This is a genomic window from Rhizobium sp. SL86 (assembly GCF_026672545.1).
GTDB lineage: Bacteria > Pseudomonadota > Alphaproteobacteria > Rhizobiales > Rhizobiaceae > Neorhizobium.
On record NZ_JAPPRJ010000009.1, the window covers coordinates 570,650 to 592,813 of the forward strand.

A 22,164-nucleotide genomic window follows, 5' to 3' on the forward strand; every position below is an offset into this window, starting at 1 on the left:
TCTTGCTCCCGCTCGTCTGACTCCGCTTGTGGCGTGCGAAGGATGCGGTTACCGATCCCGGAACCGGTTGGTGATCGGATACCGCCGGTCACGGCCGAAATTCTTCTTGGTGATCTTCACACCCGGCGCCGACTGGCGGCGTTTGTATTCGGCGAGATAAAGCAGGTGTTCGACCCGGTGCACGGTGGCCGCATCATGCCCGCGCGCCAGAATGTCGTCCACCGCCATCTCGCCCTCGACCAGGCATTCCAGGATGTCATCGAGCACCGGATAGGGCGGCAGCGAATCCTGGTCGGTCTGGTTCGGCCGCAGTTCGGCGGATGGCGCCTTGGCAATGATGTTTTCCGGGATCACCTCGCCGCCCGGCCCCAGCGCCCCCGTGCGGCACATTCCGGTTGCGCCATTCGGCGATCGCATAGACCTGCATCTTGTAGAGGTCCTTGATCGGGTTGAAGCCACCGTTCATGTCGCCGTAGAGGGTGGCATAACCGACCGACATTTCCGACTTGTTGCCGGTCGTCACGACCATGGCGCCGAACTTGTTGGAGATCGCCATCAGGATCGTGCCGCGCGTGCGGCTCTGCAGGTTTTCCTCGGTAATACCTTCCTCGGTTCCCTCGAACATGTCGGAAAGTGCCGAAAGAAACCCCTCGACCGGCTCCATGATCGGCACGATGTCGTACCGGCAGCCGAGCGCCGTGGCGCAATCGGCCGCATCCTTGAAACTGTCCTCGGACGTATAACGATAAGGCAGCATCACAGTGCGCACCCGCTCCGCGCCCAGAGCATCGACCGCAATCGCGGCGCAAACGGCCGAGTCGATACCGCCGGACAGACCAAGCACGACGCTCTTGAAACCGTTCTTGTTCACATAATCACGGAAGCCGAGCAGGCAGGCGCGGTAATCGGCCTCCTCCTGTTCGGGGATCGCCGCAACGGGCCCGTCGGTGCACACCCAGGTCTCGCCCTGCCGCTGCCATTCGGTGAGGCAAAGCGCCGTCTCGAACTCCGGCATCTGGAAGGCGAGCGTCTTGTCGGCATTAAAGCCGAAGCTCGCACCATCGAAGACCAGCTCGTCCTGGCCACCCAACTGGTTGACGAAAATCAGCGGCAGCCCGCTTTCGATCACCTGGCGCAGCGCCACCTGATGGCGCACATCCACCTTGCCGCGATGATAGGGCGATCCGTTCGGCACGATCAGAAGCTCGGCGCCGCTTTCGGCCAGCGTCTCGCAGACACCGAGATCGTTCCAGATCTCCTCGCAGATCGGAACGCCGATCCGCACGCCGCGAAAATTCACCGGTCCCGGCATCTCGCCTTCGTCGAAGACACGCTTCTCGTCGAATTCACCGTAATTCGGCAGGTCGATCTTGTCGCGCAGCGAGAGGATCTTGCCGCCATCGACGATCGCCGCCGAATTGTGCCGGCCCTTGTCGCTCTGGCGCGGCAGCCCGATGATGATGCCGGGTCCGCCATCCTTGCTGTCCTCCACCAGCGCTTCCAGCGCGCGCCAGCAGGATTTCAGAAAGGCGGGCTTCAGCACCAGGTCCTCCGGCGGATAACCGGAGAGGAACAGTTCGCTGAACACGATGAGTTCCGCGCCCTGCTGCGCTGCGGTTTTGCGCGCCTCGCGCGCCAGCGCCAGATTGCCGGCGACATCGCCGACAATGGGATTGAGTTGGGCAAGGGCGATGCGGAGGGTCTGGGCAACAGCTTGGGTCATGAGATTGATTTAGCGTGCACCTTGGGCCGGAGCAACGTCGGACGCCGCGAAATTTTTGCGACGGTGTGACGGGGAAATCGCCGCTACGCCTGCTGCGGATAGGTATCGTACTGCGGCAGGCCATCGGCAATCACGTAAAAATCACCCTTGTCCCGGCAATAGATGTGGTGGTCCATCAAGAGACCCGAGGGCTGATCGAAGAGACCGGCCATGACGGAAATCTTCGGCGACCCCACGGCCGCCCAGAACAGCGCCGATCCGCAGCGGTTGCAGAAACCGCGCGCCGCCTTGTCGCTCGCATGATACCAGGAAATGAATGCCTCGCCCTCGATGGTCAGATCGGCACGCTGTACGTCGGCGCTGGCAAAATAGAGACCCGTCTGACGCCGGCATTGCGAACAATGGCAGGCAATCACCGGCCCGACCTCACCGTTGATCTTAAGCCTGACAGATCCACAAAGGCATTGTCCGGTCCGCATCATCTCATAGGCTCCCGAAAATTGAACCAGGGCAGTGTGGTCGCCGGAGCGGATAATCACAAACACATTCTGTTGATCGCAATCATCAATAGTATTGAGCGACCCCTCACGCGGAAACGGACAAACACCAGAAAATTGCGGAAAAATTTTTTGTCGCGCGTTAACCTGCCGTTAACCGCAACCTGTGATTATATTCGCAGATAAGCAAATAGGAATTCGCCGGCGCGGTGTTCCCCCAATCGCCCGGCACGTTTGAATACCCGTCATCCCTTCAGCACGTCGGACGGGGTAATGGAAAGGCCGGCATTTCCCCCCAATGCCGGCCTTTCTTCTTTTCTCGATGGAATGGACGTCGCGTCAGGTTCAGCCGTTGGCGACCATACGCTTTTCGTCGCGGCCGCTCTTCATGCGCTCGGCCAGCAGGAACGCCAGTTCCAGCGCCTGATCGGCGTTCAACCGCGGATCGCAATGGGTGTGGTAACGATCCTGCAGATCACCGGCGGTGACGGCGCGCGCGCCGCCCGTGCATTCCGTCACGTCCTTGCCGGTCATTTCAACATGGATGCCACCCGGATGCGAGCCTTCGGCGCGGTGGATCTGGAAGAAGCTTTCAACTTCCGACAGGATCCGGTCGAACGGCCGGGTCTTGTAGTTGTTGAGCGTGATCGTGTTGCCATGCATCGGATCGCACGACCAGACCACCTTGCGGCCCTCGCGCTCGACGGCGCGGACGAGGCGCGGCAGATGATCGGCGACCTTGTCGTGGCCGAAACGGCAAATCAGCGTCAGGCGCCCGGCTTCGTTGGCCGGGTTCAGGATGTCGATCAGGCGCAAAAGATCGTCCGCCTGCAGCGACGGGCCGCATTTCAGGCCGATCGGGTTCTTGATGCCGCGGCAGAATTCCACATGCGCATGGTCAGCCTGGCGGGTGCGGTCACCGATCCAGATCATGTGGCCGGAGGTCGCGTACCAGTCACCCGAGGTGGAATCGACGCGCGTCAGCGCTTCCTCATAACCCAGAAGCAGCGCCTCGTGGCTGGTGAAGAAATCGGTTTCGCGTAGCGCCGGATTGTTTTCCGAGGTAATGCCCACAGCCTTCATGAAGTCCATGGTTTCGGAGATCCGGTCGGCCAGCTTGCGGTAACGTTCGCCCTGGGGAGAATCCTTGACGAAGCCCAGCATCCACTGGTGCACGTTTTCGAGGTTGGCATAACCACCCATGGCGAAGGCGCGCAGAAGGTTCAGCGTCGCTGCCGACTGGCGGTAGGCCATCAGCTGGCGTTCCGGGTTCGGAATACGCGCATCTGCGGTGAACTCGATGCCGTTGATGATGTCGCCGCGGTAGGACGGCAGTTCCACGTCACCCTGCTTCTCGATGTTGGACGAGCGCGGTTTGGCGAACTGGCCGGCGATACGGCCGACCTTCACCACCGGCTGCTGGGCGCCAAAGGTCAGCACCACGGCCATCTGAAGGAAGGCACGGAAAAAATCGCGGATCGTGTCGGCGCCGTGCTCCATGAAGCTTTCGGCGCAGTCACCGCCCTGCAGCAGGAAACCATTGCCTTCGGCAACCTGCGCAAGGCTCTTCTTCAGCCGGCGGGCTTCACCGGCAAACACCAGAGGCGGAAAGGTGGCGAGTTGCGCCTCGGTTGCAACGAGTGCCTCCGCATCCGGATAGTCCGGCACCTGCTGAATGGGCTTCTGCCGCCAGGTGTTCGGGGTCCAGTTCTGTGCCATGTCCGTATTCCGTCGTTCATCGAGCCGGTCGGGCCGGGATTGTTAGAATAGGCGCGGCTTATACTCCTTCGACACCCGTTTGCATAGGCCAAGCGTCGCGCAGCATTCGAAGCTGTCCCGCAGCCGAAAATTTACCTTGCATCTTATCAGATTGCTGAGGCTTTGCCGTTATTGTGGTCGGCCAAATGAAGGCGGAATGACGCCGTCTAAGGCCTGCATGCGGCAGGGTATCGCCCGTGGATCGTATTCTATTTGGTGTCCGCAATGATTTTCAGAGATTTCTTACGCGACCGTACCGGAAACTTCGGCATGATGACGGCATTGCTCGCCGTCCCGTTGATCGGCGCCGCCGGCATGGCCGTCGATGTGAATTATGCGTTCGAGCAAAAGGAAATGCTGATGAAGGCCGCCGATGCAGCCGCTGTTGGCGCACTGGCTGAAAAGTCGGCAGGTGTCGCGGCCGCGCTCGCGATGACATCGGACGGTGCCGTCGATGTCGCCGATGCCGATGCAAAAACACTGTTCCTGGCCCAGGTGCCGGAAGAGATGCGCGACCGCATCCTTTCCACCAATATCAGCATCCTGCGCACCGGCAACGAGATGACCTCGCAGCTGAACTTCGAGGCGCGCGTGCCCACCTCGTTCATGAACATCTTCGGCAAGGACAGCGTCACCGTTTCGGGAAGCGCCACGGCCAGTTACCAGACAAATGCCTTCGTCGATTTCTACATGCTGCTCGACAACACGCCGTCGATGGGGCTTGCGGCCACGCAGGCCGGCATCACGCTCATGGAAAAGAACACTGGTGACGACCCTTGCGCGTTCGCCTGCCATGCCACCGCTGATGCGGATCAGAACACCTACCTGATCGCCAAGAACCTCGGCGTGAAGATGCGCATCGACGTCGTGCGCGAAGCAACCCAGGCGCTGACCCATGACGCGACCGAATATATGCGCGTGACCAACCAGTATCGGATGGCCGTTTACACATTCGGAGCAACGGCCGATACAGCTGGCCTGACCGAAATCATCGCGATGAACAGCGACATGGCCAAGGTTCGCACCGCAACCGATGCGGTCGATCTCATGACGACTAAGAAGAACAACTATCTCGCCAATCAGTTGACGGATTTTAATGCCGCACTAACGTCCATGAAGACGAAGATCGGCACCGGCGGCGCCGGCTATTCCAGCACAGACCGCCAGAAGGTCCTGTTCTTCGTCTCGGATGGGGTTGCCGATTACCAGACGACCAACTGCACGCGAAGCATGCCGGAAAAACAGCCGACCCGCTGTCAAGAACCGCTACAGCCGAGCTACTGCAAGGCGATCAAGGACAAGGGTGTGAAGATCGCGGTGCTTTATACGACCTATCTCGATCTGCCGGACGACAGCTGGTGGAAGAACTGGATCAAGCCGTTCAGCAGCCAGATTCCCACCAATATGGAAGCCTGCGCCTCCCCCGGCTATTATTTCGAGGTCTCGCCGAGCGAAGGCATCACGGAAGCGATGCAGGCCCTGTTCCGCAAGGTGATCAGCGCACCGCGCCTGACGGGCTGAGCGGCGCACCGTCTTCCAGATACGTCAAAGGGCCAGCTTTCGCCGGCCCTTTCTTTTCTCTTCACCGTCACGCTGGTCCTTCAACAGGACACATCAGGCGATGCGCTCGCCACCCTTGACCCGGTAGCTCGGCTTGTACATCGTCACCAGTTCTTCCGCCGCGGTCGGATGCACGGCCATGGTCCGGTCGAAATCATCCTTCGTCACGCCCGCCTTCAGCGAAACGCCGAGCAGCTGCGCCATTTCGCCGGCGTCGTGGCCGAGAATATGCGCGCCCACCACCTTGCGGTCGGCGGCGTTGACGATGAGTTTCATGATCATCTTTTCGGCCCGGCCGGAGAGCGTCGCCTTCATCGGACGGAACTCGGCCCGGTAGACCTCGATCTCGTCGAACTTGGCCGAAGCCTCCTCCTCCGACAGGCCGACGGTGCCGATCTCCGGCTGCGAAAAGACGGCGGTCGCGATGAGGTCGTGGTCCGGTGCGGTCGGGTTGTTCTTGTAGACCGTCTCAATGAAACACATCGCCTCGTGGATCGCGACCGGGGTCAGTTGCACGCGGTCGGTCACGTCGCCGAGCGCAAAGATGTGCGGCACGTTGGTGCGCGAATAGGCATCGACGACGACGGCGCCACGATGGTCGACGGCGACCCCGGCCGTCTCCAGCCCGAGCCCGACCGTATTCGGATCGCGGCCGAGCGCCAGCATCACCTGGTCGGCGGCAATCGTCGCACCGGCCTTGGTGCGCGCCGTGAGCCCACCAGCCGGCGACTTCGTCACTTCCTCGATCACATCGGTCAGCACGATGCGGATGCCCTTGTCCACCATCGCCTTGTGCAGCCCCTGGCGCATGTCGATGTCGAAACGCGACAGGATTTCCTTGCCGCGATAGATCAGCGTCGTGTCGACGCCAAGCCCATGAAAGATGTTGGCGAATTCGACCGCAATGTAACCGCCGCCGGCAATCAGGATGGATTTCGGCAGCTCCTCGATATGAAACGCCTCGTTGGATGTGATGCACAGCTCATGGCCGGGCAGAGAGGCATGCGGATTGGCCGTGCCGCCGGTTGCGATGATGATCGTTTCCGCCGTCACGGTCTTTTCCGTCTTCAGAAGACGGATTTCATGCGGGCCGGTCAGAACAGCGCGCGTGTCCAGAAGTTCGGCGCCGGCATTTTCCAGCCCACGGCGGTAAAGCCCTTCCAGACGCGCAATTTCCTTGTCCTTGGCGGCGATCAACGTCGGCCAGTCGAACCGGCTTTCACCGACAGTCCAACCGTAACCGGCGGCATCCTCGAAATGCTCGTGGAACTGCGAGGCATATACAAAGAGTTTCTTCGGCACGCAGCCGCGGATCACGCAGGTCCCACCGAACCGGTATTCTTCGGCAATCGCCACGCGTCTGCCCATCGAAGCGGCAAGCCGCGCGGAACGAACCCCGCCGGAACCTCCGCCAATCACGAACAGATCATAATCATAGGCGGTCATGGCAAACTCCTTGCATCAGCGGTTCGGATGGCGAGGCGGCGACAAAGCCTCGCCACCGCATATAGGACGCGCAAGCGCCCATTGAAAAGCCCGGACAAGCCGGGCCAATCACGAGATCTCAGGATCGTCCAAACCGCTCAGGGTTTGGCGGCCGGGGCCTGGCCACCAACATCGGCAACCGGCGGCTGAACGACGGTGGCGTCCATGACGCTGCGCAACTTCGCGCCGCTGTTGTTGGTGAGGTCGCGGGAAATGCCGTTCGCCCAGATTTCGGCGGCACGCACCGATTCACGCTGGATCAGCGGCAGTGTCTGAAGATATTTCTTGCCAACATCCGAGCTGTAGAAGGCGGCGATCTGCTTCAGTTCCGCTTCGGTGAAGGAGCGGGCGAAGGTGGAGGCCACTTCCTTTTCCAGGTCGGCACGACGCGGCGCCAGAGCCAGTGCCTCGGCATCGACCGTCTTGCTGATCTGGTCGACATAGTTCGGCGAAGCGAGCGTATATTCGTTCTTCAGCCGCTCGGCGAGGTTCGGCAGGATGGCGTCGTAACGGGCGGTCGCATTGAGGGCGGTGATCACGTCGCGCGCCGCCTTCAGGTGTTCGGGGGTGAGATCCTGAGCACCGGCAGACGCACCAAAGGCGGTGCCCGAAAGAAGGATTGCGAGCGCGGCGACACGGCCGAGAACCGCTTGTCTGATCATGGTTTCAATGCTCCTGTTTTAATTCGCCTTCAGCGTCCGCGCACCCGCCGGTCCGGCAATGATCGCGAAGGACGCCATGTTGATGAACAGCCCGTGTTCGACGACGCCGGGAATGGAATTGAGTTGGCTCGCTAAGGCCTCTGCATCAGGAATACGGCCAAAAAATGCGTCATAGATATGGTGTCCGCCATCGGTGGTAAACACCCCGTCACCGGACTTGCGCAGCTTGATGTCGCCCGTCAGGCCAAGCTTTCCGGCGAGCTTTTCAATGGCGATCCGCGTGGTTGCCATGCCGAAGGGATTGATCTCGATCGGCAGCGGAAACTTGCCGAGCGTGTCGACGACCTTGCTCTCGTCGGCAATCACGATCATGCGCGCCGATGCGGACGCGACGATCTTCTCGCGCAAAAGTGCGCCGCCGCCGCCCTTGATCAGCCGCAGGCCGGCATCCACTTCGTCCGCGCCGTCGATCGTCAGGTCGAGTTCCGGCAGTTCGTCGAGCGATTTCAGCGGAACGCCGAGCTCCAGGCAGAGCCTTGCGGTGCGTTCAGAGGTCGGAACCCCCTCGACCTTCAGGCCGTCCGCCACCTTTTCCGCCAAAAGCCGCACGAATTCCTCGGCCGTCGAACCGGTACCGATGCCGAGCCGCATTCCATCTTCGACATGCGCGAGGGCCGCCTCGGCCGCCTTGATTTTCATTTCCCGGGCGTCCATGCGCCGCAAGCTCCCGTCTGTTTCGCCGAGGTGCTGTTTACACGCCCCGTCCGCCAAACAAAAGTCCCTCCTCCAAGCAATCTGACCGAGATTGTCAGGATAGAGCGGCAGTAAATTGCAAATGACAGGTTCTGCCGCTAAGTCAGGCGGGGTCTTCCCCATTCCTCCATGCCAGCCAGGGACATGCCGTGATCCATCCGTCATCCGTCAAGCCACTCGTCGTCTTCGATCTCGACGGCACCATGATCAACACCGCGCCCGACCTGATCGACAGTCTGAACGACACCATTGCGCTGCGGGATCTCGCCCCTGTCACCTTCGACGATCTCACCCACCTCGTCGGCCAGGGCGCGCGTGTGATGATCCGCCGCGCTTTCAAGCTGCGCGAGGTGCCGATCGACGACACCGAGGTGGAGCGGCTGCTTGGCCATTTCCTGGATCATTATCTGGCCCATATGCCGGGCAAGAGCGAGGCCTATGAAGGGCTCGACGCCTGCTTCGACCGGCTGGAAGAGGCCGGCATGCGGCTTGCCGTCTGCACCAACAAGCTGGAACAGCTGGCGCTGCCGCTGCTCGACAGGATGCAGCTGTCGGCGCGTTTTGTCGCGATCACCTGCGGCGATACGTTTGCCGTGCGCAAGCCCGATGCCCGCCACCTGCTCGGCACCATCGAACGCGCCGGCGGCGACCCGGTGAGAAGCATCCTGATCGGCGACAGCGTGAACGACATCATGGCGGCAAAAAATGCCGGCATCGGCTCCGTCGGGGTGACCTTCGGGTATTCCGACGTCCCGATCGCCGACCTTCAGCCCACCCGCATCATCAGCCATTTCCGCGAGCTGACCCCGGATCTGGTCGATGCGGTGATTGCGGAAAACGCCGGCTGACCGGCGCGCTGTAGCACACGCGCCCCGGATCACACCGCCTTGCGGCTGAGGAAGAGACCCCGCTCCTGCTCGGTCTCGATCGCCCCGCCGCCTCTCGCGAAGGCCTCGTTTATGGCATGCCGGAAGGCGAGGAGATCCGCCTCCCCGGCATCCTCGCAGGGAGGAAAAGACGTCATAGCGAGGAAGATGTCCTCGGGTCCGGTTACCCGCATGCGGGACGGATGTCGCCGGACGGTGACCGCGCCAAAAGTCTGTCGCATCAGGTTTTCCGCCTCGGCAAACCCGAAACGGGCAGCGGCCGGGTCCATTGGCAGCCCGCCAAGCACGGTCGTCAGCGCGTAGATCTCCCGCATGTTGCCGATGCCATTGGTGGTGACGGCCAGGAAACCGCCCGGCTTGAGAACACGCGCCATCTCGGCAATCGCCCGTGCCGGATCGTCCAGATGATAGAGCATGTGCATGGCGATCACGCCGTCAAAGCAGTCATCGGCAAAGGGAAGGTTTACGGCGTCGGCGGTTTCGCCCGAGAGGCTGCCAAGGGCAAGCGCGGAACAACGCTCCCGGGCATCCGCCACCATGAACGCCGAACGATCCGTCAGCGTGAGGTTAAGATCGGCTGGCAGCGGACCGCAGGATCTCCAGAACCAGCCCGGCCCGCATCCGACATCGAGGAGGTGCGCGCCATCAAACATCGGCAGTTGCGCGGCAACCCAGGGAAACCAGCCAATGTCCGCAATCGTATAACGGGTGTGAAGTCGAGCCCGTGCGGCGATCTTGTGGACATCGCCATACTGTCTGGCATTTTCCGCCTCGGACACTGTCAGTCCTCCTGCCGCTGCCTTGCCAGGCAGCAGGCTGTCGGATCTGGCGTATCGGTGCAACCCGCGAAAACTGACAGTTCCGGTCACACCTTCGTCATCGGGCGACCGGCGCACAAGCACGCTGACGCCTAACTCTCGTCGAACAGCCGTCACGGTCTGACCGAAACGTCCTTCGTGGCACCGTGGACGCTCTCTATAAAAAAGGGGCCAGACGGATGCTGGCCCCGATTGCTGCAAGCGCAAAATGGATCAGGCGCCGCGGGCCTTGCTGGTTGCCGCGAAGGCCTTTTCCACCGCTTCGTCGCGGCCGTAGACGTCGTCGAAGAATTCCACATGCCCGTCCTTGTTCGGCCAGGCGGTGAAATAGGCGACATAGACCGGGATCTTCGCCGTCACCGGAATGGCGGCGTTTTTGCCCTGGGCGATCCGCTGTCCGACCTCTGCCTCGCTGACGCCGAGCACGGCAGCCGCCATCTTCCGCGGTTCGGCCAGACGCACGCAGCCATGGCTCAAGGCACGCATGTCGCGCTTGAAGAAGGCCTTCTGCGGGGTGTCATGCATGTAGATCGCATGGCTGTTGGGGAACAGGATCTTGAGTTCGCCCAGCGCGTTGTCGCTGGACGGCGGCTGGCGCACGGAGACCGACTGGGTCGAGGAATACCAGTCGACAGCCGTGGACGAAACCGCGCGGCCGGCAACCTCGACCTGGTAACCAAGCCGGTCGAGATAACTCGGATCCTGCCGCAGCTTCGGCAGCATCTCGTTGATGATGATCGACTGCGGCACGCCCCAATAGGGGTTCACCTCGACCGTCTCGATCTGGTCCTGGAAGAAATAGGTCTGGTTGGAGCGCGAGCCGACGACGACCCGCATGGCGAACTGTTCCTGGCCGTGCTCGTGATAATAGACCTGGAATGCCGGCTGGTTGATGAAGACGTAACGGTCGCCCAGATTGTCCGGCAGCCAGCGGGCCTGTTCCATGGCCACGATCAGCTTGTCGATCTTGCTTTCGCTCGTGTGGCCGGTCATGGCGCGCACCGTCGCCGGACCAACGACGCCGTCCGGCTTCAGGCCGAGTTCCTTCTGAAACCCTTTCACCAGCTCCACCAGCTCCGGCGCATAGTCCGGCGTATCCTGATAGGCGGCAAGCGTTGCCGCATGTTCGCTCTTCAGCTGCTCGGAGGCCCGGCGTTCGATGACCTCGACCACCTTGGCGAGTTCGGCGTTCTTTTCACCGGGCTTGAGAAGCAGGTTGTCCGGCAGCTGCACGGGCTGTTCGGTCGCAACCGCCTCGCTGCGCAGGCGCTGCAGCTCGGTCTTCAGCGCCAGGAATTGCGGGCTCTGCGGTGCAAAACCTGTGAGATAGGCGCCGGCATCCGGTGCCGTGCCGATCGCCGGCAGGATAGCGGCGAGATCGACGTCCTTGCGTTTCAGGTCGTGAAAACCGGAAATCCGGTTGGGATCGATACGGCCGCGCACCATGTCCTGCGCAAACATCAGGGCTTTCGCCGAGAGCGCCAGCTCGAACTGCATCAGATCCTTCTGCGGCTGGTCAGCCGGTGCAGCAGGCGTTGCAGGCGGCGCAACGGCGACATCCGGCTGAGCTGCGGCAATGGTGGTGACCGGGGAAGCGGTCTCGCCGGCGGCAACGGGTGCCGTGGGCTCCGTCACGCTTGCGGTCGTCAGCGCCGGAACGTTAACCCGGTAATCGGCCGGATCGAGACCGTAGTCTGCGGCCTTTTCGAACGCCGCCAGAACGGCGCGGGCGCGCTCGTTCACATCGCCCTGCTCCACCCAGAGCGGCTTGGCAGACGTGCGATAAAAGGCTTCCACCGCAGCGGCGATATCGGAGGGTGCTGCAACCTTGGCATCCATCAGGAAGCGCGTGTCATCGGTGGCGGAGGCCGCCGCAAAACCGGCCGTCTTCAGGGCCCGCATGCTGTCGGTCTTGTAGGTATAGTATTTCGGACCAGATACCTTCGGCAGCGGCTCCGGATCGCTCATGTCGATCGCGCGCTGGTCGGTGGGCGACACCGCAGCCGCGCCGGCCCGGCCTTCCACCTGCTCCTGGATGCTCTGGCGCTTGCCGCGCAGCATCTCCATCAGGGTCAGCGCATTCGCCGATGGAACGGCGAGCGAACAGACGGAAATGCCCGACATCAGGGCGAGCATCAGCGAAGTCTTCTTCTTATGGGCGTGCGGCAATTGGGTCCCCGTCACCTTGTGAGCCTTGAATCAGTGGGCTTCTGGAATTCTGTCGCGCCTGTCTAGCGGATCACGCGCGGCGTGAAAAGTAAACGAAAGGCAGCATGTCAGTCGCGCTTACGGGCAGCGGCCACCGCCAATCGTTTCCAGAACCTTAAGAAAGCATTCGTTAAATTTTTACTGACGCGGCGTGGTCATCCAGCCGGGACTTGCCCCGAGCAGCACTTGGCATCGCACAACTTTTTGCGAGCGTGACCGGAAAAACACGGCTGGCGCTCTCGGCCTGACACCTTCGCAGTGCTTGCAGTCGCCAATCATTCGTATAGTAATTCGCGCGCCCGGGCTTGCGGGAGGCATGGCGGCACGATCCAGCCAGACCCGCGAGACCTTATCCAGATCCCGTGTCACACAGAGGCAGAACGATGACCACGCGCACCGAAACCGATACCTTTGGCCCGATCGAGGTCGCAAGCGACCGCTACTGGGGCGCCCAGGCCCAGCGCTCGCTCGGCAACTTCAAGATCGGCTGGGAGAAGCAGCCGCTCTCCGTCGTGCGTGCGCTCGGCATCGTCAAGCAGGCGGCGGCCCGCGCCAACATGGCGCTTGGCGGCCTCGACGCCAAGATTGGCGAAACGATCATCGCAGCCGCCCAGGAAGTCATCGACGGCAAGCTCAACGACCACTTCCCGCTCGTCGTCTGGCAGACCGGTTCCGGCACGCAGTCGAACATGAATGCCAACGAAGTGATCTCCAACCGCGCCATCGAGATGCTGGGCGGCGTGATGGGCTCCAAGAAGCCGGTTCACCCGAACGACCACGTCAACATGAGCCAGTCGTCGAACGACACCTATCCGACGGCCATGCACATCGCCTGCGCCGAGCAGATCGTCCGTCACCTGATCCCGAGCCTGCAGCACCTGCACGCGGCGCTCGACGCCAAGGCCAAGGCATTTGCCCATATCATCAAGATCGGCCGCACGCACACGCAGGATGCAACGCCGCTGACGCTCGGCCAGGAATTCGGCGGTTATACCGCCCAGGTCGCATCCGCCATCAAGCGCCTCGAAATCTCGCTTTCCGGCCTTTATGAACTGGCCCAGGGCGGCACGGCCGTCGGTACCGGCCTCAATGCGCCGGTCGGTTTCGCCGAAAAGGTCGCCGAAGAGATCGCCAAGATCACCGGCCTACCCTTCGTCACCGCGCCGAACAAGTTCGAAGCGCTCGCCGCCCACGACGCGATGGTCTTTGCGCATGGCGCGATCAACGCCGCGGCCGCAGCTCTCTTCAAGATCGCCAACGACATCCGTTTCCTCGGCTCCGGCCCGCGTGCCGGTCTTGGCGAACTGGCCCTGCCGGAAAACGAGCCGGGTTCCTCGATCATGCCGGGCAAGGTCAACCCGACCCAGTCGGAAGCAATGACCCAGGTCTGCGCCCATATCTTCGGCAACCATGCCGCCATCACCTTTGCCGGCAGCCAGGGCCATTTCGAGCTCAACGTCTACAATCCGATGATGGCCTACAACTTCCTGCAGTCGGTCCAACTGCTCGGCGATGCCGCCGTTTCCTTCACCGACAATTGCGTCGTCGGTATCGAGGCGCGCGAGGACAACATCAAGCGCGGCGTGGAAAACTCGCTGATGCTGGTCACCGCCCTCAACTCCAAGCTGGGTTATGATATCTGCGCCAAGATCGCCAAGACCGCTCACAAGAACGGCACGACGCTGCGTGAAGAAGCCGTCGGCGGCGGTTATCTGACGAACGAAGAATTCGATCAGTATGTGCGCCCGGAAAACATGATCGGCCCCAAGTAACGCCGAACGATGGGAAAAGGGCGGCCCCGGCGGCCGCCCTTTTGCTTGCTTTCCCGTCAATCGATCCCGAAAAACACAACTCAAAAGTTCCGAAAAAATTTTCTGCACGGTGTCAATTTCGTGCAAGCGGATGAAATCGCGTCTATATTAGCGAGACAAAACATCCACAACAATCCGAACAAGTTGTTGAATCTAACCAAATTTAATCATTTTCAAACAATTACGGTCTAATCCTACGACATCTAATCAAGTAAGACTGTCGGAGTTGAGGGATGACAACGGCTGTTGCACCAAAGGTGCAGGTCCCCGATATCACAAGTCAGATATTGCACGCTATGCGGGCAATGGGTGCGTCACCTATCCCGAGAAACTATCATCTTTTTTACGAAGCCTATGTCGGCACCAATCCGGATCTGACGCGCGAACTTGCACTTCTCGGCAATCGGGCAACGCAGGCAGAGCTGGACGAACTGTCCGCCACCTTCCTCGGCTCGGCCCAGGGCCAGGTGGTGGAAAAGGCGCATGTCGAATTGCTGGGCCAGCTCGATGCGCTGCTGAAGCTGCTTCAGCAGGAGCAGTCGTCGCTCGTCACCTATAATCGCCTTCTCGGCGAGACCGCCAACCGGATCAGCTCGAAGAGCAACGCCTCTTCCGATCTTCTGCGCAACGCGATCGTGCTTCTGACAAAGGCGACCGGCGAAACGATTGCCAGCGGCGAACGCACTGTCGAAGGCGTGGCGCAGAAGTCGCACGAGATGGAACAGGTGCGCCGCGAGCTCGACGAATACAAGCGGATCGCCAATACGGATTCGCTCACGCGCCTGTCGAACCGGCGTGCCTTCGACGAGAAGCTGAGTTCCCTCTACGACGACCCGATGCGCCTGCCGCTGACGGCGTTGGTGCTCGCCGACATCGACAATTTCAAGAAGATCAACGACACCTGGGGCCATCCGGTCGGCGACAAGGTGCTCGCCTCGGTGGCCTCCGTCATCCGCTCGAACGTGCGCAAGGACATCTTCATCGCCCGCACCGGCGGCGAGGAATTCGCCCTCATCATCGAGGGCAACACGCCGGACGAAGTGATGGCCATGTGTGAGCGTGTCCGCCGGGCGCTCGAGACCAGACCCTTCCGCAATTCACGCACCGGGATCGACTACGGGCCGATCACGCTGTCGCTCGGTTATGCCACCGGCAGCCAGGCGGAGGATCCGGGCGATCTCTACGCCAAGTCGGACACGGCGCTTTACGCCGCCAAGAATGCCGGCCGCAACCGCTCCGTCCTCTACGAGGACGGCATGCGCAAGGATTATGCCGGCAAGGGCTGGCTGATCTACAAGAAGTAGAAGCGGGCGGCCTTCTGGTCACCACATGGTGGCGGCGGCACGCGCCGCCCATTGGTGATCATAGGTGTCCTTGTCGAAATCCGCCTTGGCCGCCTTCAGCATGTCGCCGGGGGTCGGCAGGTTCGCCGGGTCGATGAAGTGTTCCGGATTCCACAGTTCGGCCCGCATCACCGCCCGCGCGCACTGGAAATACACCTCGTCGATCGTCACCACCGTCACGGAGCGCGGGTGTTTGCCATCCATTTCGAAACTTTGCAGCAGGTCCGGGTCGATCGAAACGACGGCGCGGCCGTTGATGCGCATCACCGTGTTCGATCCGGGGATCAGGAACATCAGTGCGACCCGTGGATCGCGCACGATGTTGATCAGCGAGTCGACGCGGTTGTTGCCGCGCCAATCCGGCAGAAGCACCGTCTTTTCGTCGTCGACGCGCACCACGCCGCCAAGATCGCCGCGCGGCGAGCAGTCCAGCCCCTCCGGCCCCACCGTTGCCAGTGCCACGAAAGGAGAGGCTTCGATATAGGCACGGTATTCGACGGTCAGTTGCGGCGTCACCTTGACGAGCGCTGCTTCCGATGCGCCGGCGTAAATCTCGCGCAACTGTTCGGGGCTGGTGATGATGGACATGGCGTTCCTCCGGTTGGGGCGGGCGGCACGCTAATCCGGTTCCGGTCGACGCTCAAGCCACGCTACTCGCCGTCCAGTTCGCCAACCTCGTCTGATGCGTGTGGTGTGCGCGCAAGGCCGCGATATTCGAGGACGGCCACCAGCAGCAAAGCGCCAAGCCCGACAAGCCCCGTCCAGAAGGTGTGAAGCCAGAAGCCGGCGGGAATGAACAGCACGGCAAGTGCCATGCCCGCGAGATGGGACCGCGGCAACCTGCCGGTCGTCACCCGTTTGACGAAGAGGTTGCCGGCGAGAAACAGGATCGGGCCACCGAGGATCACCAGAGCACGGGCCGCATCGCCGGTCTCGCCCGGATGGGCGAGCAGATGTTCGGCGGAGATTGCGACCAGGATGATACCGGCCACCACCGGCATGTGGCCATAGGTGAAGACGTGCAGCGCCAGTTCGCCCGGCTCGTCCGTCTCCTCCATCTCCCGTTTCGTCTTCGCCTGGCCGAAATGGAAATAGATCCACCACATCGTAACGCTGGCGAAGAAAGCGGCGACGAAGGTCGCGATCACCAGCGGCGAGAGGTCTTCGTCGGCGAAGCTGCGGCCAATGGCAAGGATGCTCTCGCCGAGACAGATCATCACGAAGAGAGCGCAACGTTCGGCCATGTGCTCGCCGGAAATGTTCCAGTCGCTGGCATGCGAGCGGCCGAGCCCCGGCATGAAGAAACGCACTTCCGGCGCCGCATATTCGATGGCAAGCGCCGAAAACCACAGGATGAGCCGCATCTCCTCGCCGCTGAACGCCCCCCACAACCAGAAGAGGGCCGAAAGGCAGAACCACAGGGACACCCGGGCGAAATTGCGCCGGACCGCCGGCAAAACGTTGCGGAAGGCATAGACGGCAAACAGCGACCGCCCCAGCTGCATGGCAATATAGGCGCCGGCAAACATCACCCCCTTGTCGCCGAAGGCGTCAGGAATGGCCGACGACATCAGCAGGCCGAAAAACATCAGGCCGAACAGCATGGCGCGGATCGGCATGCGCGCCGGATCGAGCCAGTTGGTCACCCAGGCCGTATGGTTCCAGACCCACCACAGCGCAAGCGCGATCGCCGTACCTTCCAGCAATCGTGGCAGGGAAAATTCCTCGACGATGAAATGCGAGAGCTGGATCAGCGCAAAGACGAAGACGAGGTCGAAGAACAGCTCGGGAAACCCGACCTGCCTGTCTTCCTGCTCTTCATGGCGCAACCAGTGCCGAGTGCTGTCCACGCCCTTGGTCATCGGGTCCTATCTGGCAATTGCCGGGTTGTCGCGGTTCATGCCCTTTTCGGCAAGCTCGGCCTCATAGGCGGCAAACAGCCGCGCGCCATCTTCGCCGAGTTCGCGCAGGTAACGCCATGTGAAGATGCCGCTGTCATGTCCGTCGTCGAAGGCGATGCGGACCGCATAATTGCCGGCCGCCACCACATTGCGGATCGCGACCATGCGTTTTCCGGGCACGGTCACCTTCTGGCCCGGCCCATGCCCCTGCACTTCCGCGGAGGGCGACAGCACCCGCATCGTCTCGGCGGGGATTGCAAAACGCGCGCCGTCATCGAAGGTCACCGTCAGGGTGCGGCGGTCCTCCGAAACACGCAGTTCGGTCGGCCAGACGTTTTCGGCAGCCGGAGCATCCAAGCTTTCCATTGTCGGAATCCATCCATTCTGAGCACACTACATGGCGCGCAAACGCGACACTGCAAGAGCGACGGACGGCAGCACGCCTTCCCTTCGTATCCGCCTTGACGGCAACCAGTTCAAGACCCATCTTGGGCGGATGGAGAGATTGCCTTGAACAGCCTCGTCAACACCCCCTCGCCCGCCGCGCGCCTGATCGCCGATCAGGGGCCGATGATCGACCCGTTCGGCCGTGCGGTGACTTATCTGCGCGTTTCGGTGACGGATCGCTGTGATTTCCGCTGCACCTATTGCATGGCGGAAAACATGACCTTCCTCCCGAAGAAGGATCTTCTGACGCTGGAAGAACTCGACCGGCTCTGTTCCGCCTTCATCGCCAAGGGCGTGCGCAAGCTCAGGCTGACCGGCGGCGAGCCTTTGGTGCGCAAGAACATCATGTTTCTGGTGCGTGCGCTGGGTCGCCATATCGAGGCAGGCACGCTGGAGGAGCTGACGCTCACGACCAACGGCTCGCAGCTCGCCCGTTATGCCGACGAACTCTACGACTGCGGCGTGCGGCGCATCAACGTCTCGCTCGACACGCTGAACGCGGAGAAATTCCAGGCGATCACCCGTTGGGGCAATTTCGACAAGGTGATGGAAGGCATTGAGGCGGCGCAGAAGGCCGGCCTGAAGATCAAGCTGAACGCGGTTGCGCTGAAGGGGTTCAACGATCACGAGATCCCCGAGATGCTGCGCTTTGCGCATGGCCGCGGCATGGATCTGACCGTCATCGAAACCATGCCGATGGGCGAGATCGATGAGGACCGCACGGATCAGTACATGCCGCTGTCCGATCTCCGGCAAAACCTCGAACAGGAATTCACGCTGGCCGAGATCCCCTACAAGACCGGTGGTCCCGCCCGTTATGTCGAGGTCGCGGAGACCGGCGGACGCCTCGGTTTCATCACGCCGATGACGCATAACTTCTGCGAGAGCTGCAATCGGGTCCGCCTCACCTGCACTGGCACGCTCTATATGTGCCTCGGCCAGAACGATGCCGCGGACCTGCGGACCGCGCTGCGTGCCTCGCCGGACGACGGTTATCTGTCGGCCGCGATCGATGAGGCGATCACCCGCAAGCCGAAGGGCCACGATTTCATCATCGATCGCAACAACCGCCCCGCCGTGGCCCGCCACATGAGCGTCACCGGCGGCTGAACGGTGACGCCGCACAGCCTGTCACACGATGTATCCGGATCGCCCGGCCGCAGCTGCGCCGGATGCACCGCCTGCTGTGTGCTGCCGGAAATCGGCGCGCTGCAGAAGCCGGCGGATCTGCCCTGTCCGCATTGCAGCGTGGGCCAGGGTTGCCGCGCCTACGATCTGCGCCCGCAGCTCTGCCGGGACTTTCTCTGTCTCTGGGTGACCGACGATGCACTCGGTGCGCATTGGCAACCATCGCAAACCGGCATGCTGGTCTACCGCCAGGGCGCGCAGCTCACCGTACTCGTCGATCCCTCCCGGCACGGCATCTGGCGGAGCGAGCCCCATGCCGCGGATCTCTTGCAGATGGCGCAGAAGACCGAGGCAGAGGGCGGCTACCTCATCCTCTTTTGTGGCGAGACGGTCGAGCGCATCCGCCCCTTCATCTCGACTGCAGCGCAAACATAGAAAAGCCGCCCCGGCGTCAAACCGGAGCGGCTGATGATGGTTCCTCGACCAGCTCAGGCAGCGCGGAAGCGTCCTGCCGAACCCTGACCCTCGCCGAAGGACTGGCCGGTCTTGAAGTGCTCGATCTTGTCGGACAGAGCCTCCACCCGACCGCGCAGGCCGTGGATTTCAGCGGTGTTCTCCTCGACCATCGCCGCATTGCGTTGCGTGATCATTTCCACCTCGCCAAGCGCCTGCGACACCTCATTGATACCGACCGACTGTTCGCCGGTGGCTGACGAAATGTCGGAGACGAGCTTTTGAACCGTGCCGATATGGGCGATGATCTCGGAGAGCGCCGTGCCCGTCTGCTCGACGAGATGTACGCCGTTTGAAACCTGCTGGGCGCTTGCCGAGATGAGGCCCTTGATCTCCTTGGCGGCATTGGCGCAGCGCTGGGCAAGTTCCCGCACCTCCTGCGCCACGACCGCAAAACCACGACCTGCCTCGCCGGCACGCGCGGCCTCCACGCCGGCATTCAGCGCCAGGAGGTTCGTCTGGAAGGCGATCTCGTCGATCACGCCAATGATCGTCGAGATCTTTTCCGACGAGCGGCTGATTTCGCCCATGGCCTGGATCGCACTGGTCACGACCTGGCCGGACTGGCTGGCAAAGGCCTCCGTCTGGTTCACCGACTGGGCGGTGCGCTGGGCGCTGCCGGCAGTGGTCTTGACGAGATCGCTCAGCTGGCGAAGGGCGCGGGTCGATTGCTCCAGCGCCGCCGCCTGCTGTTCGGTGCGGCGTGCCAGATCATCGGCGGAAGCGGCCAGATTACCGGTGCCGCTGTTGATGTCATCGGCGACGGCCCGCACATCGGCGAGCGTCGCACGCAGCGTCCGCACTGCCTGATTATAGGTGCGCGCCATATCAACGAAGTCGGCCGGCAGGTTGTCGCTCATCTCGCGCTCGAGATCGCCGTCAGCCAGCAGATGCAGCACGTCGGAGAGCGCCGACAGCGCCTGGCGCTGTTCGTTGGAGATGCGGGCCCGTTCGGCCGCCCGCTGCTCCTGTTCGGCAGCGGAGGCTTCGCGGGCGGCATTTGCCTCCTGCTCGAGGCGTACGTTTTCGAGAGCTGCATCGCGGAACACGCTGACCGAGCGCACCATGTCGCCGATCTCGTCGCCGCGTTCGCGGCCGTCGATCTTGACCTCCAGGTCGCCACTTGCAAGCCGCGTCATGATCTCGGTCACGCGGCGCAGCGGTCCGCGCAGCGTCTCGACCAGCATCAACGCGCCGACGATCGCCAGCAGCGTTCCGATCACGGTGGCGGCAACCGAAAGATTGGCAGAGCGTTCGCTGTCCTGCTTGCCGGCCTCCTGGGCTTCCGCCACAAAAGTCTTCAGGCCCTGCATGCCACCCGCCAGCCTGTCTTCGGCAACCTTGCGGGCCGCCTTCCACTTGGCGGAGAGATCGAGAAGCCCCTGCGACTTGTTCGTCAGGTCATCCAGGATCGGCAGCAGCTGCGGCGCAAAATCCTTCATCGTCTGGTTCTTTTTGCCAAGCTCTGAGACCTGCTGGCTTGCCGCCGTCAGAGCCCGCACCGTGCTCATGAACTCTTCGCGCGCCTCGTTGGTCAACGCGGTCCGCAGACGCTCGGTGTGAAGCTGCAACATGTCGTTCAGGCGAAACGCTTCGCCAAGTGCTGTCAGCAGCTTGCGGTTCAGCTGCAGGTCGTCCTCCAGGTTGGCGAACCGGTCGGCAGCCGTCGAGGTGCTTTTGTCCATTTCCTTGAGGAAGACCTCGCGCACCGGCACCATGGCGGCCACCACCTCGCGAATGGCGGCAGCCTTTTCCGGCGCGGGCTTGTCGCTTTTGATCAGCCCGTCGATGGCCGCGACCTGTTGTTTGACGGCATCGAGCATGCGCAGGACACGCGACGATGCCTTGCCTTCGACCTTGGTGAATTCCTTCTGCAAAAGCGCAAGATAGGTCGCAGTCGCACGCGGCAGGGTTTCGTCCTCGGTGACGTTCTTGGCCGCATCGGTGATGGCGTCGATCCGCGCGGCAATGCTTTTCAGGACATAGGCGTCAAAGAGCGAGCCCTTGGCGAATTTTTCCTTGCCCTCGCCTTCCTTGCGCACGGTCTCGAACTGGGTGCTGACGGCGCTGCCCAGCACGCGGATCTCGTCGACGCTCGCTTCCATGGCCTGTTCGGTGCGCGTCAGGCTGCGCTCCAGCTCCCAGAGCGTACCGGTCGCCTCGCGAAGGGCGGGACCTGTCTGCTGCACGATGGCCAGGCGCTGTTTGTCCTCGGCCGTCGTCACGAGGTCTTCCAGCGTTTTGATGCCACCTTCCTGCGCCTCGATCGACTGGTTGAGCGTCTTCAGCGTGGTATTGGTTGGGGTCGCCAGGAAACCGAGCAGGGCTGCCTGCAGCCGCTCGAAGTCGCCGATGTTTTCAATGGTCGCGCGCGTGACCGTCATGTGCCCGTTCAACATCCGTGCGGTATAAAAACCGGCAAGGCCGACGCCCGCGATCAAAAGGATCAGCGGTACAACGAACAGAAGAACCTTGGTGACGATCCTGCGGCTCTGCAGCAGACGATCCAGGAACGACATTGCATCTCCCCCATGCCATGCCGGTCGCTCCACAGTCATTGGGCACGGGTCAGGCATCGTCCCACCTCATGCGGGCACTCCTGCAAACTGACCAAAACATGTTGAACATGCGTTAACGAAATCGAACCGATGCGCCGCTTTTCGTGCCACC

17 protein-coding genes and 1 pseudogene are annotated in these 22,164 nt (G+C 62.0%); 6 read left to right on the forward strand and 12 right to left on the reverse strand.

What is annotated here, in order from left to right:
• Positions 1 to 48: 48 nt before the first annotated feature.
• The 3 genes and pseudogenes from OU993_RS26010 to OU993_RS26020 all read right to left on the reverse strand — a co-directional run bounded on the left by OU993_RS26010 (position 49) and on the right by OU993_RS26020 (position 3,939).
• A pseudogene (locus OU993_RS26010) lies at positions 49 to 1,723 on the reverse strand (NAD+ synthase).
• Positions 1,724 to 1,806: 83 nt separating this feature from the next.
• Complete coding sequence (locus OU993_RS26015) at positions 1,807 to 2,205, reverse strand: GFA family protein (RefSeq protein ID WP_268161843.1); 399 nt, start codon at positions 2,203 to 2,205, stop codon at positions 1,807 to 1,809.
• 360 nt (positions 2,206 to 2,565) lie between these two features.
• Entirely contained in the window at positions 2,566 to 3,939 is a 1,374-nt protein-coding gene (locus tag OU993_RS26020; RefSeq protein ID WP_268161845.1) for a class II 3-deoxy-7-phosphoheptulonate synthase, read from the reverse strand.
• Between the two features lie 309 nt (positions 3,940 to 4,248).
• Between OU993_RS26020 and OU993_RS26025 the strand changes: the two genes are divergently transcribed.
• Complete coding sequence (locus OU993_RS26025) at positions 4,249 to 5,499, forward strand: pilus assembly protein TadG-related protein (protein ID WP_268161847.1); 1,251 nt, start codon at positions 4,249 to 4,251, stop codon at positions 5,497 to 5,499.
• Between the two features lie 93 nt (positions 5,500 to 5,592).
• On the opposite strand, the gene gor is transcribed toward OU993_RS26025, so the two are convergent.
• The 3 genes from gor to rpiA form a co-directional block, all read right to left on the reverse strand.
• Complete coding sequence (gor, locus tag OU993_RS26030) at positions 5,593 to 6,984, reverse strand: glutathione-disulfide reductase (RefSeq protein ID WP_268161850.1); 1,392 nt, start codon at positions 6,982 to 6,984, stop codon at positions 5,593 to 5,595.
• Between the two features lie 137 nt (positions 6,985 to 7,121).
• Entirely contained in the window at positions 7,122 to 7,685 is a 564-nt protein-coding gene (locus tag OU993_RS26035; RefSeq protein ID WP_268161853.1) for a DUF2059 domain-containing protein, read from the reverse strand.
• A gap of 18 nt (positions 7,686 to 7,703) precedes the next feature.
• On the reverse strand, positions 7,704 to 8,399 hold the full coding sequence (gene rpiA / locus OU993_RS26040) for a ribose-5-phosphate isomerase RpiA (protein ID WP_268161856.1): 696 nt from the start codon (positions 8,397 to 8,399) through the stop codon (positions 7,704 to 7,706).
• A gap of 242 nt (positions 8,400 to 8,641) precedes the next feature.
• Between rpiA and OU993_RS26045 the strand changes: the two genes are divergently transcribed.
• Positions 8,642 to 9,286, forward strand: a complete 645-nt coding sequence (locus OU993_RS26045; protein ID WP_442793061.1) for an HAD family hydrolase — start codon at positions 8,642 to 8,644, stop codon at positions 9,284 to 9,286.
• 29 nt (positions 9,287 to 9,315) lie between these two features.
• On the opposite strand, the gene OU993_RS26050 is transcribed toward OU993_RS26045, so the two are convergent.
• Both OU993_RS26050 and OU993_RS26055 read right to left on the reverse strand, forming a co-directional pair.
• Complete coding sequence (locus tag OU993_RS26050; RefSeq protein WP_268162542.1) at positions 9,316 to 10,110, reverse strand: class I SAM-dependent methyltransferase; 795 nt, start codon at positions 10,108 to 10,110, stop codon at positions 9,316 to 9,318.
• Between the two features lie 246 nt (positions 10,111 to 10,356).
• Positions 10,357 to 12,279, reverse strand: coding sequence for a L,D-transpeptidase family protein (locus OU993_RS26055; RefSeq protein ID WP_268161858.1), 1,923 nt, complete (start codon positions 12,277 to 12,279; stop codon positions 10,357 to 10,359).
• Between the two features lie 455 nt (positions 12,280 to 12,734).
• On the opposite strand from OU993_RS26055, the gene fumC reads away from it, so the two are divergent.
• The gene (fumC, locus tag OU993_RS26060; protein ID WP_268161860.1) at positions 12,735 to 14,123 is read left to right on the forward strand and encodes a class II fumarate hydratase; all 1,389 of its coding nucleotides are present in this window, start codon (positions 12,735 to 12,737) and stop codon (positions 14,121 to 14,123) included.
• Positions 14,124 to 14,395: 272 nt separating this feature from the next.
• Positions 14,396 to 15,466 (forward strand): GGDEF domain-containing protein, encoded by a 1,071-nt coding sequence (locus OU993_RS26065; RefSeq protein ID WP_268161861.1) that lies wholly within the window; start codon positions 14,396 to 14,398, stop codon positions 15,464 to 15,466.
• A gap of 18 nt (positions 15,467 to 15,484) precedes the next feature.
• Here OU993_RS26065 and OU993_RS26070 read toward each other — a convergent pair whose 3' ends face one another.
• From OU993_RS26070 to OU993_RS26080, 3 genes are all read right to left on the reverse strand, one after another.
• A complete protein-coding gene (locus OU993_RS26070; protein ID WP_268161862.1) occupies positions 15,485 to 16,093 on the reverse strand; it encodes a pyridoxamine 5'-phosphate oxidase family protein in 609 nt (202 codons plus the stop codon).
• A gap of 62 nt (positions 16,094 to 16,155) precedes the next feature.
• Entirely contained in the window at positions 16,156 to 17,367 is a 1,212-nt protein-coding gene (locus OU993_RS26075) for a low temperature requirement protein A (RefSeq protein WP_268161863.1), read from the reverse strand.
• A gap of 6 nt (positions 17,368 to 17,373) precedes the next feature.
• A complete protein-coding gene (locus tag OU993_RS26080; RefSeq protein ID WP_268161864.1) occupies positions 17,374 to 17,772 on the reverse strand; it encodes a DUF971 domain-containing protein in 399 nt (132 codons plus the stop codon).
• A gap of 204 nt (positions 17,773 to 17,976) precedes the next feature.
• Here OU993_RS26080 and moaA point away from each other — a divergent pair, with 204 nt between their 5' ends.
• Together moaA and OU993_RS26090 are read left to right on the forward strand one after the other, a co-directional pair.
• Positions 17,977 to 18,963, forward strand: coding sequence for a GTP 3',8-cyclase MoaA (moaA, locus tag OU993_RS26085; RefSeq protein ID WP_268162543.1), 987 nt, complete (start codon positions 17,977 to 17,979; stop codon positions 18,961 to 18,963).
• Between the two features lie 3 nt (positions 18,964 to 18,966).
• On the forward strand, positions 18,967 to 19,416 hold the full coding sequence (locus tag OU993_RS26090; protein ID WP_268161865.1) for a hypothetical protein: 450 nt from the start codon (positions 18,967 to 18,969) through the stop codon (positions 19,414 to 19,416).
• Positions 19,417 to 19,469: 53 nt separating this feature from the next.
• Here the strand turns inward: OU993_RS26090 and OU993_RS26095 are convergent, their stop codons facing one another.
• On the reverse strand, positions 19,470 to 22,013 hold the full coding sequence (locus OU993_RS26095; RefSeq protein WP_268161866.1) for a methyl-accepting chemotaxis protein: 2,544 nt from the start codon (positions 22,011 to 22,013) through the stop codon (positions 19,470 to 19,472).
• Positions 22,014 to 22,164 lie beyond the last annotated feature (151 nt).

Coding starts and splice junctions, on each gene's coding strand:
- moaA (WP_268162543.1), top strand. CDS start 17,977: ATGATCGACCCGTTCGGCCGTGCGGTGACTTATCTGCGCGTTTCGGTG.
- fumC (WP_268161860.1), top strand. CDS start 12,735: ATGACCACGCGCACCGAAACCGATACCTTTGGCCCGATCGAGGTCGCA.
- OU993_RS26080 (WP_268161864.1), bottom strand. CDS start 17,772: ATGGAAAGCTTGGATGCTCCGGCTGCCGAAAACGTCTGGCCGACCGAA.
- OU993_RS26045 (WP_442793061.1), top strand. CDS start 8,642: ATGATCAACACCGCGCCCGACCTGATCGACAGTCTGAACGACACCATT.
- OU993_RS26065 (WP_268161861.1), top strand. CDS start 14,396: ATGACAACGGCTGTTGCACCAAAGGTGCAGGTCCCCGATATCACAAGT.
- rpiA (WP_268161856.1), bottom strand. CDS start 8,399: ATGGACGCCCGGGAAATGAAAATCAAGGCGGCCGAGGCGGCCCTCGCG.
- OU993_RS26015 (WP_268161843.1), bottom strand. CDS start 2,205: ATGATGCGGACCGGACAATGCCTTTGTGGATCTGTCAGGCTTAAGATC.
- OU993_RS26095 (WP_268161866.1), bottom strand. CDS start 22,013: ATGTCGTTCCTGGATCGTCTGCTGCAGAGCCGCAGGATCGTCACCAAG.
- gor (WP_268161850.1), bottom strand. CDS start 6,984: ATGACCGCCTATGATTATGATCTGTTCGTGATTGGCGGAGGTTCCGGC.
- OU993_RS26020 (WP_268161845.1), bottom strand. CDS start 3,939: ATGGCACAGAACTGGACCCCGAACACCTGGCGGCAGAAGCCCATTCAG.
- OU993_RS26075 (WP_268161863.1), bottom strand. CDS start 17,367: ATGACCAAGGGCGTGGACAGCACTCGGCACTGGTTGCGCCATGAAGAG.
- OU993_RS26035 (WP_268161853.1), bottom strand. CDS start 7,685: ATGATCAGACAAGCGGTTCTCGGCCGTGTCGCCGCGCTCGCAATCCTT.
- OU993_RS26055 (WP_268161858.1), bottom strand. CDS start 12,279: ATGCTCGCCCTGATGTCGGGCATTTCCGTCTGTTCGCTCGCCGTTCCA.
- OU993_RS26070 (WP_268161862.1), bottom strand. CDS start 16,093: ATGTCCATCATCACCAGCCCCGAACAGTTGCGCGAGATTTACGCCGGC.
- OU993_RS26025 (WP_268161847.1), top strand. CDS start 4,249: ATGATGACGGCATTGCTCGCCGTCCCGTTGATCGGCGCCGCCGGCATG.